Source organism: Desulfosoma profundi, assembly GCF_055387865.1.
This window is the reverse complement of record NZ_AP042420.1, coordinates 3,416,119-3,430,777: the sequence shown is the minus strand read 5'-3', so window position 1 is coordinate 3,430,777 and position 14,659 is coordinate 3,416,119. Positions and strand designations below refer to the sequence as shown.

Here is a 14,659-nt window from a genome sequence, read left to right as displayed (position 1 = left end):
AGCGGACTTCCCCGAATCATGGAGGCACTATGGAAGAAAAGAGCCAACGAGCTTTCGTCATTCTCAACAGCTTGTTTGTGGGGAGTTTGATCATTGCCTCGGTTCTTGCCAGCAAGATTATCACGGTTTTTGGTTTGGTGGTTCCCGCCGGAGTGTTGGCGTATTGTGTCACCTTCATGGTCACCGATGTCATCAGCGAACTGTGGGGACGGGAAAAGGCCAACACGGTGGTTCTGGGCGGTTTTTGGGCCCTTCTCCTCTCGCTGGTTCTGGTGCGACTGGCCGTCCACTGGCCCCCCGCCGCTTTTTGGCCTCATGACCCGGCCTTTCGGACAGTTCTGGACAGCACCTCCCGGATCATTGTGGCCTCCTTCAGCGCTTACCTTCTCAGCCAATATCACGACGTGTGGGCTTTCCACGTTCTCCGGCGACTGACCCACGGGAAGTACTTGTGGGTGCGAAACAACCTCTCCACGGCGGCGTCCCAGCTCATCGATACGGTGGTCTTCATCACCATCGCGTTCTACGGGGTCATGCCCATCACCCCGTTGATCGTCGGTCAGTGGTTGATTAAATTGACGATCGCCCTATTGGATACACCAGTGGTCTACGCTGCTGTATGGCTCTTGAGAAGTCGGCGATGGGCGCCTGTCGAGCCAACGCTGCAGGCATCAACGAGTCGGTGAGTCTCTTGTGAGCCGCCCTAGGCCGAAAAGTTCACAGGGACAGGAACTCTGGCCCGCGCTGCTTTTCCTCAAGCCTTTCGTCCGCCATTATAAGTGGCGGCTTTTGTCGGGCTTCGTCTGCCTGGCCCTGGTGGACATCCTCCAGTTGTGGATCCCCCGGGTCATGAAACACGCCGTGGACGGCATATCGTCCGGCGGAGACACGACCCTTCTTGCCGTGCGGTCGGCACAGATCGTGGCCTTGGCCTTGCTTATTGCCGTCTTGCGTTATTTTTGGCGCTACTTTCTTTTGGGGTTTTCCCGATTTTTGGAAAAAGACCTGCGCCGGGACCTTGTCGAGCATGTGCTGACCCTGGACCGCACAGCCCTGCACCACCGCAGTCCAGGAGATATCCTCGCCCTTTCAGGCAACGATCTGGCCTCTGTGCAACTCGCCGCCGGCATGGGGACGGTTGCTTTCGTGGACGCGGTCTTCATGAGCGTCGCAGCCTTGGCTTTTATGGCCGCCCTCCACGGCGGGTTGACCGCTCTGGCCGTGGCTCCCCTTCCCTTTTTGGCGCTCGCGACCCGGTCTTTATCCGGCCGACTTCATCAACGCTTCGTCCAAGTTCAAGAAAAGTTTTCAGAACTGACGGAGTGCGCCCGAACCACCCTGGCATCGATACGATTGTTCAAGGCCTACAACCAAGAGGACGCCCAGACGGCCCGTTTCGACATGCTGGGCCGTGCTTACGTGCACCACAACCTGCGGGTAGCCATGGTGCAGGGCACGCTCTTTCCGTTTGCGGGTTTGGTGGGCAACGCCAGCGTCGTTCTCGTCCTCTACTTCGGCGGCCGGTTTGTCATGGAGCACGTTATCAGTCCCGGCGACTTTGTGGCCTTCATCGCGTACCTCCACCTGCTCACGTGGCCCATGATGGCTTTCGGCTGGGTCGCCAATCTCTTTCAGCGCGGGATGACAAGCCTCCATCGTCTCCGCAGTCTCCATGCAGACCGAGCAGCTCTTCGGGACCCCCCCCACCCGGCACCTCCTCCGCCAAAGCCTTTTACTCTTCGCCTCCATCAATGCACCTTCACTTACCCCGGCACGGCCAACCCCGTGCTCCAGGAATGCTCGCTCACCGTTGAACCCGGCATCACCGGTCTCATCGGACCTACCGGCTCAGGCAAATCCACGCTGTGCCACATTTTGACCCGAATCTATCCCGTGCCCGACAAGACCTATATGGTCAACGAGCGCGACGTGAACGACCTGCGCTGTGCCGACGTGCGGTCTCTGATCGCTTATGTGCCCCAAGAGGGAGTGCTTTTCTCTGACACTGTCGCGGCAAACATCGCTTTCGGGAAACCTGAGGCCAGACGCGAGGAAATCGAAGAAGCGGCTCGGGCGGCGGCGATCCACGACGAAATCCTCAGCATGGAGTCGGGTTACGACACGCGTATCGGCGAAAAAGGCATTCGCCTTTCCGGCGGCCAGCGACAACGAATCGCTTTGGCTCGGGCCCTTCTTCTTGATCGTCCTATTCTTATCATTGACGACGGGCTGTCCGCGGTGGATACGGAGACCGAACAGATCATCCTGCGCCGTCTCACCCACTATTGCCGTGGGAAAACGTGCCTGATGATCTCCCACAGGATCGCCCAGCTGGTCATGGCTCAGCGACTTTTGGTCATGGAAAACGGACGCATCGTCGATGCGGGCAGCCATTCTGAATTGCTTGAACGGAATCTCTTTTACAGAACCATCCATGCGCATCAAACCCGCACCGGGTCTACGAGCTGACGCGTTATGCATTACGGATACGGGTATTTTGAAGAGGCTCAACTTGAACGCGTCCGAGATCTGAAGCTCTGGCGACGCCTTCTGGGGATCCTTCGGCCCTATTGGAAGCCCCTCCTCGGGGCCGTGGTCCTTTCCATCCTGATTTCGGCTACCGGTTTGGCCATTCCTTATGTCGTGCGGTTGGGCGTGGACCGATACATCACCGTGGAAACCTTAGCTTTCGCGGAACGTCTCCACGGTCTTTGGACTTTGACCACCATTTTTGTGGCACTCATGACCGCAGGATTCGTGGCCAACTTTTTTCAAGTGGTTCTTTTGGAATGGGCCGGCCAACAGGTGATGCACGCGCTCCGACAGCGCCTCTTCCACCATGTCATGCACCTGGATGTCGCCTTCTTGAACCGACACCCCGTGGGAAAACTTGTCACCCGGCTCACCAATGACGTCCAAAACATGCACGAAGCCATGACTTCGGTCGTGGTCACGGTGTTTACCGACCTCATCCAGCTCTTCGGCATCATTGCCATTCTCTTTTGGATGGACTGGCAACTCACCGGCATGCTGTGCGCGGTGCTTCCGGTCGTGTTGGCGGTGACCTGGTGGTTCAGCCGCTTGGCCCGGGAGTCCTTTCGTGACCTCAGGACACGCTTGGCACGGATCAACGCGTTCCTTCAGGAGGCCATCGGGGGCCTTTTCATCATTCAAATCTTTCGCCGGGAGAAGGATGCGGCCGTCCGCTTTGAAGAACTCAACGAAGCTCATCGCCGGGCCGCCCTCCGTCAGATCCACATTTTCGGCTTTTTTATGCCGTTCATCGAGGTGGTGCATTCCACGGCCGTGGCCCTGATGATTTGGTTTGGAGGCCGGAAGATCATCGAAGGGCACATGTCTCTGGGAACCCTGATTGCTTTCTTCTCTTATCTCCGGTTGTGCTTTCAACCTCTGAGGGAATTATCCCAGAAATATTCCATAGTCCAATCCGCTCTCGCTTCCGCCGAGAGGATCTTTGAGCTTTTGGACACCCACCCGTCTCCACCGGCCCCCGAAGCGATCACGCTGCCTCGGGTGCGTGGGGCCATCACTTTTGAGCGGGTCGGCTTCGCGTACGATTCCGGTCGCCGAGTGCTCAACGACGTCTCTTTCCATATCGAGCCGGGAGAGACCTTCGCCGTCGTCGGCGCCACAGGAGCCGGCAAGACGACACTGATCAACTTGCTGGAACGTTTCTACGACCCGGTTGAAGGGCGTATTCTCCTGGACGGGCACGACCTCGCGCGCTTGGACGTCCATTGGCTGCGTCGTCAAATCGGCTTGGTCATGCAGGACGTTTTTCTTGTGCCTGGAACTCTTCGGGAAAATATCTGCTTGGATTTATCGCCCGATCCCCGCACACTGGAGCGGATCGTCACCCATGCGCAGCTCGGCCCCTGGGTTGACCGCCTCCCGGAAGGCCTCGATACATGGATCGGCCCCGGAGGCATGGATCTCTCCACTGGGCAAAAACAGCTCCTCGCGTTTGCTCGGGTGTTGGCACGGGACCCCAAGATCCTTATTCTTGACGAAGCGACATCCAATGTGGATTCGTCAACGGAGCGGGAAATCGAAAAAGCCGTGGACACGGTACTGGCCGGACGAACCGGCATTATCATCGCCCACCGGTTGTCCACGGTTCGGAGAGCTTCCCGCATCCTTGTGTTGGACGGCGGACAGGTTGCGGAAATCGGCCGCCACGACGATCTGCTTCGACAGGGTGGACTTTACGCCCAGTTGTTCTACGGGAGTTTGGCGCGTGTTCGAGAGGAAGAAAACCACTCGTTTCGACCTCCTCACGAAATGCCAATCCTCAAATAAAAGGAGCTGACCATGGCCACAAGACGTTTGCCGCCCTTCATCACCGCTTCCGTTCTTTGGGTCCTGATCCTCTGTTCCTCAGGTTTTTCCCCGGCCCAACCGCCTTCTGGTCAAATGGGTGGATGGGAAAAGGGCGGGACCTACGATCGCTTTTACAATCCGCAGGAGCTCGACAAGATCAAAGGAACGGTCATCAAGATCCAGGAAGTGATCCCCATGGAAGGGATGAGCCCTGGAGTGGCTTTGATGGTGGAAGACAAGGATGGCACCAAGACGTTGGTCCATCTTGGCCCGAAGTGGTTCATCGATCCGAAAACCATGGGCATCCAGGTCGGAGATACGGTCAAAGTGACGGGCTGCTGGGCGGACATCAACGGTCAGGAAGTTCTTATGGCCTCCAAAGTGAAAAAAGGTGATCACTTTGAGTTCAAGGTCCGGCTCACCAAAGACGGGACTCCATTCTGGACCATGAGCCCCGAAGAACTGGCCAAAGAGCGGTCCGGCGATTAAAGGCCCATGTGGACGTTCCTCCTCGTCTTTCTCACGGTCTATACCACCATGCACGCGGTATTCCTGTACCGCGTGCACACCCTTTTTGGAGATCGCAAAGGTTGGCTGGCCGCCTTCGTGGTCTTCCTCTTCTTCATGGTTTTGGCTCCAGTGGTGTGTCGCCTCCTGGAGCGCCTCGGGTGGGAAACACAAGCGCGTCTCGTGGCGCATGTGGGCTATCCGTGGATGGGCTTTCTGTTCCTGGCCTTCTGGTCTTCGGTGCTCATCGGCATGGCCAACGGCTTCCTGGGGATTCTTCACCGATATCACCTTACCCATCTCGCCCGCATTCCGGATAAAGCCGCCGCCGTGAGTGTCGTCGTCGTCGCCGCCGTCCTGACCTTGTACGGGGGGCTTGAAGCCCAAAATATCCAGATCGAACGTCTGCGTGTGGAGACGAACAAACTCCCTCCTCATCTGCCGCGACTCGTCGTGGCGCAAATTTCCGACGTCCACTTGGGCCTGAACGGGCGGGAAGCCCGTGCAGACAGGATCCTTCGTGCCCTGCAAGCCCTCAATCCGGATCTGGTCATCTCCACAGGGGACCTGGTTGATGGGGCGCCTCACTCACTCGAACCCCTGCTTCCCATGTTCCAAAAATTACAACCTCCGCTGGGCAAGGTGGCGATTGTCGGAAACCACGAATACTATGTCGGCCTGCACGGAGCCATGGATTGGACCCGACGAGCCGGTTTTATGCTGCTGAAAGACAACGGCACGACAGTCGCCGGCGCCCTTAACATTGTGGGCGTGGATGATACCTGGAAGGACCGCCCGGAGATAGAAACCCGTCTCCTCAAAAACTTTTCCAACGGCCTGTTTACCCTCTACCTCAAGCACAGGCCGCAAGTGTGTCCGGAAACAACCGGTCTTTTTGACATCCAACTTTCCGGCCACACTCATCGAGGTCAGATTTTTCCTTTTACTCTTTTTGTGGCGCTCATGTATCCTTTCTACAACGGCACCTATGAGCTGGATCGAGGCTCCTTGCTGCACACCAGCCGGGGTACAGGAACATGGGGACCTCCAATCCGCCTGCTGGCTCCGCCGGAAATCACCGTCCTGGAAATTGTGCGCCAACCCTAATCCGATGGGTTCGGTCCAGGCCAGTGGAAGCCTGGCCTGAGAAAAAGCCGACAAAGAGGAGGGTTTCAAGGTGGACAAAAACCGATGGCTCTATCTGAGTGGGGCTTTGCTTTACGTGAACCTGACCGCCCTCGTCGTTGTGGGATTGCTCCTCAAATTCGTCATTGCCACCGGGGGACGCGCAATGGGATCCCCGCCGACGTTCCTCGGCCTGACCCGCCACACGTGGGCGGACATCCACGGCACATTGGGAATCCTGTTCGTGGGGCTCATCGCGCTGCACCTTGCGCTCAACTGGAACTGGGTTGTGGCGTCTTCCAAACGTTACTTCCAAGACAAGTGGACAAAGGCCCTACTGATGCTCAGCGCCATGTGGATTCCTGTTCTTTTTGTCGGCTGGATCGTTTCACGGTTCTGAACACACCGGGGCGCAGCGGAAAGCATCCCGTGGCGTGAACGGGTCATGCCCAGTGACCCACCCCGAGCTCTCCCTCGGTTACGGCCTCGATGGGAGGCTCGGCGGCACCTTGGCGGAAGAATCCCTTCAACGGCCCATTAAAAAATGACGCCCTTATCGCTCCACTGAAAGCTTTCGCCGTTCAGGAGAAGCTTTTCTTTGGCAAACCACAAAGCCCGATCCTCTTCGTCCTTTTTCGCGTCCCCGATCTCTCGCTGTCCCCGGTCCTCGGGCAGCTTCTCCGCCATTGTGGATAAGGTGCGACCTCGTTCGGCAGAAAGGGATTCCGTGTATCGGAGAATCTTGGAGAGTTGCTCCTCTGAGGAAACGACCGTGACCGAAAAAATCATTTCGATGTGATAGGTCTCTTGGGCGGTTCTGTCCTCGGCGAGTTTCTCCCGGACCAGGGAAACGGCGATCCGGGCCTGGCGGTGTTTCTTGATGAACTTTTGGGTGGACAGGACATCTTTAAAAGTCAGGATGGTCACTTCCGGGTAATTGCGCAGTGGAGCCACCTCGGCCGGCTGGAATTTGCGCTCCCCCTCATCATCGAGGAGTCGGAGGTGCACGGTCAGATTGTCAGCCATCCAGCGCGTCGGGAGAAGAAGCGCGAGATTGTCGCCCCGGAACACGTTGAGGGGATTGAGCCTCGATTTGTTCTCGGCAATGAGCAACACTTGGTCGAATTCCGACTGGATCCTTCTCAAAATGTCCCGGTTGCGGAGCTGGCCGTAAAGCCATAGCACATCGTAGTTTTTGACCCGATCGTTCTTCAACAAGGCGTCCATGATGCGGTCAAACACATCACTGGATGCATTGACCAGCAGGGCCGGCCCGAGAATGCGCATCATTTCGGGGTCCTCAATGAATCCCATGTAGCCGTTGTCCAAGTTTCGCAAAATGAGCCGACCGGCCATCTCGCGATCTCCCAATCGCGCGTAGTGTAACGCCGCAAAAAGAATGTTGCCCCAATCTTCATCGTCGGAATTGGCCAAGACCACTTCCAGGTCCCGTTTGATCTCCGCGGGTGAGGCTTCCTGGACCGTAAGCATAACCTTGTGCATGGCGGTGGAAGCGGCGAAAGGATCCTTTCTCAAAATCCCCTGATGGATGCTCTGAAACTGGCTAAAGCAATACAGTGCCTCTTTTTTCTCTCCCATCTCATACGCGGATTGCCCTCGATAATACCAGTATGGGGGAAACTTCTGAAAAGCACTCTCCAGACGCTCCAATTTTCGATAGCGTCGTCCGATGTCAGACTCTTTGAGCACCGCCGTGTAATCGGTCAGCTGCTTTTCGTTCAGCCGCCACTCGTCGGGCAGCTGGTACCGTCGCATCAGCTCCCACGAATACTTGAGTAACTTTTTGTAAAAGTTGTTCAGCCCCTGGAGGGTGCTGACTTCAATTTTCCAAGCCGCCTCTTCCCTTTCCTTTCTGTATTCTTCCATGCGGTCACGGTAGTTGAAATAAAAAGACCCCACATTGAGCATGGCGTTGAGGACGCCCATATAAGGGTTGAGCAGCACGTCGGTCTCGAGGATGCGTTTTCGGAGTCTTCTCTTGAGTTCGGTTTGCACGTTCTTCTCGTAGTTGCGTGAGAGGTAGGCTTTTTCATGTTCTTGGATCTTGGAACTGGTAAGCAGGTCCATAAGTTCCTGGAGTAAATTGATGATATCCGCATCCGGGATTTTGTTGAGATTCAAGTTGTTGATGATGGTGTTGTATTCTTGATCGAGGACCACTTTGTCATTGTAGCTGAGAATATGACTCAGGGACACGGCAATTTGGTTCAGAGACTGTAAAACCTGCAATTGGACCTGCGGCTCCGCCGCCATAGATGTCTCCTGGGCCGCTCCACCAACTGGGGAAACCAAAAGTCCCATGCCGATGATCAGGCGGATCCAAAGATGGCGAAGCGGAAAAGCAGGTTGTCGTCGTTTGATCCTCATGATCCATCCACTCATTCTCATCGCCCCCGTCACCCCCGTACGGACTTTCTTGCGAGCATTGAGATTATCCAATAAAAACGGTTTCTGAATGAATCGCCCAGGTTATTTTACGACCATGGGGATGGTCCGGAACCGTTTCCGTGGAGGACCACGGCATGGGCTGAAAAAACGGCCCACACCGAATCCCCTTCCTTGATGGCCATCCGAGAGGCGCTCTCCGAAGAGAGGAGGGCGCACAATTCGGTTCCGTCAGAAAGCTCGACGGTCACTTCGCTCGTCACCTGCCCGCGCAAAATATGTCGGATCGTCCCCTGGAATTGGTTCTCCGCGCTCATCGCAGGTTCCTGAGAACCCAGAACAAGGATCACCCAAGGCGATTTCACTTCGGCGACCATAAACTTGCCTTCCTGGATGGCGAGGCGCTGCAGGCTGTGTGTGGTGATCACCGTGGTGATCCTATACCCGCCCATGGTGACGAGTCGGACCACGGCCTGGATGTCTCCCCGAAGCACGGCCTCAACCCGACCGTAAAAAGCGTTGCGGGCACTGGTTTGGCCGACGGATTCCCGCTCAACGAAAAGTTTCATGACCTTCCGGATATCGCTCTCCGTAAATGCCACATAGGCCGGGGGGGCACTGGACGGGGCCTGACCGAGCACCCGCTGGACGACATGCAAGGGAATGTGCCCTTTGAGAAGCTCCACGGCGCGGGATTTTCGAATCATTTCCGGCCCCCCCAATCGCCTGGAAAAACCGCACGCTTCCGCTCTTTCGTAAAACTTTCGGCGCACGAAGGCTGCATCGAGGCCGAGCTGTCCTTGGAGAACAGTGCTGGACTGGGGATCTTCCACGACGGCTCGGATTTGTTGAAGGCCATGGCGCGAAACGTCCACGGCTCGGCTGCTTTCTTCCCTGTCGTCGACGGCTCGGAAAACAACGCAGTGGTCATCCCAGTCGATGTCGCGGTAAGGGTTCAGTCGAAGGACTTCATTGAGCTTGGCTCCTGTATACCGAATGAGGAGGAAGATGAGGAAAATTCTGAGCCGAGCGGGCCGATGCACGGGAGATTCATTGACCCATTCTCGGAAGGAGTCTTCCATGCGTCGCAGTCCTTCGGTATCCAAACAGCCGTTGCGTTCGAATCGGGCGTCGGGCATCGCGGCCGTCGCTGTGGGCACAGATCGAGTGGTTCTGTGGCGCTTCGAACCCATAATGTCATCCAGGATCGTGTGCTGTGGTCAACCTAGGCAACCATCCACAGCGAGTCACACTCCCTGCCGAAAAACTTCAGATGCCGCCGGCATCCATTTCGTCGACGCCGTCCGGAAGCCGCGAGACCGGCGGCTTTTCGTGGGGCCGCCACGTGGGGGAACGCCGCTGAAAAGTCGCTGGACACCCCGACAACTGTGGCGGCGCTGTTTTCTCCGTGGGCCGTCACGGCCGTCAGCCGAGCTATGTATCATAAATGGAAGAGAAGTCTCCAGTGTCTGCCGGAGTGGGCCATCTTGCCCTTGACGCCCGGGGGGTGACGGCACTAAGTTGACACGAAAAAATGCATTTTCGTGTCAGTTTGGGGTGTGACAACCCGAGGCACAAGGAGGTGACCCGATGCTTTTTCCCACCGCGGGAATTGAGGTGGCTCCCTGGATTCCGCCGCTGGTCGCTTTTGGGATTTCCTTTTTCACTTCCATGGGGGGCGTTTCCGGAGCCTTTCTCTTGCTGCCTTTCCAGATGTCCGTCCTCGGCTACACCCATCCCTCGGTGAGCGCCACGAATCAGTTGTTCAACATTGTGGCCATCCCCAGTGGGGTCTATCGATACTGGAAAGAAGGACGCATGGTGTGGCCGCTCACATGGGTCGTCGTCATCGGCACCCTGCCGGGTGTGCTCATCGGGGCGGTCGTGCGGATCGCCTATCTTCCCAATCCCAAAAATTTTAAGCTTTTTGCGGGCGGCGTTCTCCTCTACATCGGTTTGAGGATGCTGCAAGATCTCCTGAAAAAGAACACCGGCGGAACGGCCAAAGCCGATGCAGAAAAGCGGTTTCAGGAGATGGTGCGCCGCCATCGGGCATCGGCGGCCCATGGCCATGGAGAGGCAGCCCGCACACTGCCTTCCGTCAGAGTGACCCACTTCAACCTCAAGAGGCTGGGTTACGTTTTTTATGAAGAGTCCTATGACGTGCCGTTCTGGGGCATTTTTATGCTGGCTTTCGCTGTCGGCATCGTGGGCGGCATCTACGGCATCGGTGGAGGGGCGATTATTGCTCCGTTTTTCGTCACTTTTTATAAGCTCCCGGTGTATACGGTGGCCGGAGCGGCCCTCATGGGCACTTTTGTCACCTCCGTGGCAGGGGTCGCCTTTTATCAGGCCCTGGCTCCTTTTTACCCCACGATGTCTGTGGCTCCCGACTGGCTCCTCGGTGTGCTTTTCGGCTTTGGAGGTATGGCCGGAATGTATCTCGGTGCCCGATGTCAAAAGTACGTCCCGGCAAAGGCCATCAAATGGATGCTTGCCGGAATCATCGTTTTTACCGCCGGGAAGTATGTTATAAGCTTTTTTCAATAAAATCCCTGACCGTGCGATCCCCGCCATCGGGATGTGGTTTGGGGGTCATGATGTGGAATCGATACCAGCCTCGGGCAACGATCCCGCAGGGGCAGGCCCCCGGGCCTGGGCTGAGTCGGTGCGATCCATTGGATCAGGGTGCAATCCGGTGGCGCAGCGACCTCAGGGGGAGGTCCCGAAACCATGAGAAGGCCGGGGCCGCCTTCACCAGCCGCGGATGCCCAACACAGGTCTCATCCATGGGGGGAAATCCGGTGCCGGACCAAAGGCGATCTCATGGTGGACATCTCCGTCCAGGGCGATTGAGGCGGCGCCGCGGGCCATCGGGACGTCCTCTCCCTCAAGAGATCTGACCACACCGGAGAATCAGCCGCGCCGCGGGCTCTGGACCAAAAAAGCACAGGCCATTGACAACGGGGTAATTTTCGCCCTAAAAAGTAAGCAACATTTGAGTATAGGCAATGAAGTCTGCCTGAACCGCCCCTTCCCGCAAGGTATGGGGATGATGACTTCTCCATGGGGGTTGGGGTCGTCGCATTGAGGCGGCCGCCCTCCCAGCCTGGGGTGGGGTTTTGAGGTAGACAGAGCGTGGGTAAAAACCCCACCCGTTCGGCGGGTGGGGTTTTTTGTTGATCCATCCTTTTGGAGGGTTGAACCATGCTCGAGCGTTATAGACAAACTCAAGCCCGACTCCTGAAAGTGTTAGAAGACATGCGTCACCTGAAAAGGGACGGTGTGGAAGAGGGGGTCGCAAGCCGGGTCGATGAACTGGCGGAAAAAATCCGTCAGAGCGCCTTTTACTTGGTTGTGCTGGGAGAGTTCAAAAGGGGCAAGAGCACACTGGTCAATGCGATTCTTAAAGACAATATCCTACCCACAGCCGTCGTCCCCCTGACCTCTATCGTCACCATGATCCGCTATGGTCCTGAGGAAGAAATTTGTGTGCGATTCAAAGACGGGCGCACACAAATCATCCCACGTCGCGCCCTTGCCGACTATGTGACCGAAAGGGGCAACCCGGAAAACGCCAAAGGTGTGGATCGCGTGGAGATTGCCTATCCGGCCGAAACCCTCCGGGGGGGTGTCCACCTCATCGACACTCCGGGGGTGGGGTCCATCTTCGAGTCCAACACCCAAGCCACGTATGATTTTTTGCCCAAGGTGGATGCGGCGCTGTTTTTGTTTACCGTGGATCCACCCATCAGCCAGTCGGAGCTTGCTTTCTTGCGGGACGTCCGCCAGTACGTGACAAAGATCTTTTTCGTCCAAAATAAAATCGACCATGTGGATCCCGAAGACCGGGAAGAATCCTTGGAATTTTCAAGAAGCGTTCTGAAAGAGGTCATCGGGGACGGGGAAATCCGCATTTTGCCCTTGTCCGCCAAGCTCGCCTTGGAAGGACGCCTCAAGGGGGATCCCGAGAAAATCACCCAGAGCTTCTTTCCCCAACTCGAAGAAGTCCTCACGCATTTCCTCACCCAAGAAAAGGGACGGGTGCTGCTGCAGTCCGCCGTGCAATCGGCACGAAAAATCCTCAGCGACGTGGAGTTTTCCGTACAACTGGAGCAGAAAGCCATCGAGATGCCCCTCCAGGATCTGGAGCAAAAGATTTCCCTGTTTCATCAAGAACTCCGGAAAATCCAAAAAGATCGAGAAGAAAACGGATACTACTTCGAAGCGGAAATCAAGCGGATCATGGATTGGTTGGACCGGGAATTGAAAAGGCTCCAAAAGGACCATCTGCCGGAACTCGTCGACCAGTTGCGCCGGGAGGGAGAGAAGCATCAGCACCTTCCCGTGTCCCAGTACGTGGAAAAAATGGAAAGCGTTCTCAACGAAGGCATTGTGCACACCTTCGACGATTGGATTGTGCAACAAGAAAAAGCGCTCAACGAGGAATTCGCCCGAGTGTCCCGCCAATATTCGGATCGGACGAATCAAGTCATTGAGCGCCTGATGCAGGCGTCGGCCAAACTTTTCGACATCGCTTTCGAAACCATCCATACGGATGAATCCCTCCGGGCGGACAGCCGCTTCTATTACCTTCTCGGCGATCCCCCTCGGTTTTTCGACATCGCCGGTGCCGTGGATTTCTTTTCTCGAAAACTGATGCCCAAAAGTTTTTCCCAGAAAAAAGTGCTCAGCGACCTTTTGAAAAAGCTCCCGGAACGCATCGACGCCAACTGCGGGCGAGTACGTTCCGATTTCATGCGGCGGCTTCAGGAGAGTTTCCTTTCTTTTCGCTGGAATTTGAACGCAAAAATTGACGAAACGGCGCAGGGCATACAAGCGGCTCTCGAGCAAGCCTTGGCCATGCAAAAGGTGGGGGCAGCCGAACGAGACAAGAAGAAGGCCTTGCTCACCGAGGAGATGCAAGGCATAGTAACCGTCAAAGAGACCTTGGCACAAATCGCCCGGGAAGTCAGCATCAACTGAGGGAGCCTTGCACGGGTGGAGCGATTGGCATGGCAATCAGTTTGGCGCTCATCATCGTTCTAGGTCTCGCCGCAGACTATCTCTTCAAAAAACTCAAGTTGCCGGGTCTTGTGGGCATGCTTCTCGTCGGTATCCTTGTCGGACCTTATGTCTTAGGCCTCATGCGCCCTGAGATGATGCAAGTTTCGGCGGATTTTCGAAAGATCGCCCTTATCGTCATCCTCCTTCGGGCCGGCTTTGAACTCCATCGGGATACATTGAACCGAGTCGGCCGGGCGGCATTGACCATGAGTGCCATTCCGGCCATCTTTGAAATCCTCGGCGTCATGTTGGTCGCCCCGAAATGGTTAGGCATAAGTCTGCTGGAAGCCGCCATTCTGGGCGCGATCCTCGGAGCCGTCTCCCCCGCCGTCGTCGTGCCTCTCATGATCGATTATATGGACCGCGGGCTGGGAACCCAAAAAGGGGTGCCCACACTCATTCTCGGCGCCTCCTCGGTCGACGATGTCTTTGTCATCGTCCTTTTCACCATTTTCCTCGGCATGTATGGTGGAAAAGAGGTCAACATCTGGGCAAAGCTCGCTGAAATTCCCATCTCCATCGCCTTGGGCATCCTTGTGGGGGCGATCCCCGGGTATTTACTCTACAAACTGTTCACCGTCTATGATTGGAAACCTCCCAAAAGAACTCTGATGGTCTTAGGGGTTTCCATCGTCTTGACGTGGCTGGAATCGGCCGTGGAACACTGGGTTCCTGTGGCCAGCCTGCTCGGTGTCATGGCCATCGGGTTCGTGATCCTGGAAAAGGCCGAACCCATTGCCCATTTAATCTCTCAAAAGCTCAAGAAACTGTGGGTCTTTGCGGAGCTCCTGCTGTTTGTCCTGGTCGGAGCTCAGGTCAACATTCATGTGGCCTGGAAGGCAGGATTGGCAGGGACGGCGGTCATCTTTGTGGGTCTTCTCTTTCGAAGCGTCGGCACTTGGGTGTCCTTGTACGGCACACCGCTCAATTGGAAAGAGAAGATTTTTTGCGTCGTCTCCTACATTCCCAAGGCCACCGTGCAAGCCGCCATCGGCGCCGTCCCCATGGCCGCCGGAGTCGCTTCGGGTGAGGTGATTCTGGCCGTGGCCGTTTTATCCATCATCTTGACGGCACCTCTTGGCGCCATCGGCATTATGCTCATTGGCGACAAGTGCTTGGATAAGGGCGACCTGAGTCCCTATCGATTTAAATCCCTGCGCGCCAAGTTGGATCTCCCGCGCGTTGGGGAGCGGGTGCGGAGCAAACGTTACGG

The 14,659-nt window shown here is 56.4% G+C and carries 10 protein-coding genes, 1 pseudogene and 1 riboswitch; of the genes and pseudogenes, 9 read left to right on the top strand and 2 right to left on the bottom strand.

The window, feature by feature from the left end; all coding sequences use genetic code 11:
• Positions 1-29: 29 nt before the first annotated feature.
• From ACZ5K9_RS14870 to ACZ5K9_RS14845, 6 genes are all read left to right on the top strand, one after another.
• Entirely contained in the window at positions 30-686 is a 657-nt protein-coding gene (locus ACZ5K9_RS14870) for a queuosine precursor transporter (RefSeq protein ID WP_464272104.1), read from the top strand.
• A gap of 7 nt (positions 687-693) precedes the next feature.
• Entirely contained in the window at positions 694-2,469 is a 1,776-nt protein-coding gene (locus ACZ5K9_RS14865) for an ABC transporter ATP-binding protein (protein ID WP_464272103.1), read from the top strand.
• Between the two features lie 6 nt (positions 2,470-2,475).
• Entirely contained in the window at positions 2,476-4,320 is a 1,845-nt protein-coding gene (locus ACZ5K9_RS14860; protein WP_464272102.1) for an ABC transporter ATP-binding protein, read from the top strand.
• A gap of 12 nt (positions 4,321-4,332) precedes the next feature.
• The gene (locus ACZ5K9_RS14855) at positions 4,333-4,830 is read left to right on the top strand and encodes a hypothetical protein (RefSeq protein ID WP_464272101.1); all 498 of its coding nucleotides are present in this window, start codon (positions 4,333-4,335) and stop codon (positions 4,828-4,830) included.
• A gap of 6 nt (positions 4,831-4,836) precedes the next feature.
• A complete protein-coding gene (locus ACZ5K9_RS14850; RefSeq protein ID WP_464272100.1) occupies positions 4,837-5,955 on the top strand; it encodes a metallophosphoesterase in 1,119 nt (372 codons plus the stop codon).
• Positions 5,956-6,025: 70 nt separating this feature from the next.
• A complete protein-coding gene (locus ACZ5K9_RS14845) occupies positions 6,026-6,373 on the top strand; it encodes a DUF4405 domain-containing protein (RefSeq protein WP_464272099.1) in 348 nt (115 codons plus the stop codon).
• A 137-nt stretch (positions 6,374-6,510) separates the two neighbouring features.
• Here ACZ5K9_RS14845 and ACZ5K9_RS14840 read toward each other — a convergent pair whose 3' ends face one another.
• Both ACZ5K9_RS14840 and ACZ5K9_RS14835 read right to left on the bottom strand, forming a co-directional pair.
• Entirely contained in the window at positions 6,511-8,361 is a 1,851-nt protein-coding gene (locus tag ACZ5K9_RS14840; RefSeq protein WP_464272098.1) for a hypothetical protein, read from the bottom strand.
• 107 nt (positions 8,362-8,468) lie between these two features.
• Positions 8,469-9,572 carry a TOBE domain-containing protein gene (locus tag ACZ5K9_RS14835; protein WP_464272097.1) on the bottom strand — a complete coding sequence of 368 codons (1,104 nt, stop codon included), beginning with the start codon at positions 9,570-9,572 and terminating at the stop codon, positions 8,469-8,471.
• A gap of 397 nt (positions 9,573-9,969) precedes the next feature.
• Here ACZ5K9_RS14835 and ACZ5K9_RS14830 point away from each other — a divergent pair, with 397 nt between their 5' ends.
• From ACZ5K9_RS14830 to ACZ5K9_RS14820, 3 genes and pseudogenes are all read left to right on the top strand, one after another.
• Positions 9,970-10,929: a sulfite exporter TauE/SafE family protein gene (locus ACZ5K9_RS14830; protein WP_464272096.1), complete on the top strand. Its 960-nt coding sequence runs from the start codon at positions 9,970-9,972 to the stop codon at positions 10,927-10,929.
• A 448-nt stretch (positions 10,930-11,377) separates the two neighbouring features.
• Positions 11,378-11,451, top strand: a riboswitch (Fluoride riboswitch).
• 135 nt (positions 11,452-11,586) lie between these two features.
• Positions 11,587-13,365 carry a dynamin family protein gene (locus ACZ5K9_RS14825; RefSeq protein WP_464272095.1) on the top strand — a complete coding sequence of 593 codons (1,779 nt, stop codon included), beginning with the start codon at positions 11,587-11,589 and terminating at the stop codon, positions 13,363-13,365.
• Between the two features lie 29 nt (positions 13,366-13,394).
• Positions 13,395-14,567 (top strand): annotated as a pseudogene (locus tag ACZ5K9_RS14820) (cation:proton antiporter); the annotation flags it as partial.
• Positions 14,568-14,659 lie beyond the last annotated feature (92 nt).

What these genes read in the sequence shown, in the direction of transcription:
- ACZ5K9_RS14870 (WP_464272104.1), top strand. Translation starts at nt 30, where the DNA reads ATGGAAGAAAAGAGCCAACGAGCTTTCGTCATTCTCAACAGCTTGTTT.
- ACZ5K9_RS14860 (WP_464272102.1), top strand. Translation starts at nt 2,476, where the DNA reads ATGCATTACGGATACGGGTATTTTGAAGAGGCTCAACTTGAACGCGTC.
- ACZ5K9_RS14855 (WP_464272101.1), top strand. Translation starts at nt 4,333, where the DNA reads ATGGCCACAAGACGTTTGCCGCCCTTCATCACCGCTTCCGTTCTTTGG.
- ACZ5K9_RS14850 (WP_464272100.1), top strand. Translation starts at nt 4,837, where the DNA reads ATGTGGACGTTCCTCCTCGTCTTTCTCACGGTCTATACCACCATGCAC.
- ACZ5K9_RS14840 (WP_464272098.1), bottom strand. Translation starts at nt 8,361, where the DNA reads ATGAGGATCAAACGACGACAACCTGCTTTTCCGCTTCGCCATCTTTGG.
- ACZ5K9_RS14835 (WP_464272097.1), bottom strand. Translation starts at nt 9,572, where the DNA reads ATGGGTTCGAAGCGCCACAGAACCACTCGATCTGTGCCCACAGCGACG.
- ACZ5K9_RS14830 (WP_464272096.1), top strand. Translation starts at nt 9,970, where the DNA reads ATGCTTTTTCCCACCGCGGGAATTGAGGTGGCTCCCTGGATTCCGCCG.
- ACZ5K9_RS14825 (WP_464272095.1), top strand. Translation starts at nt 11,587, where the DNA reads ATGCTCGAGCGTTATAGACAAACTCAAGCCCGACTCCTGAAAGTGTTA.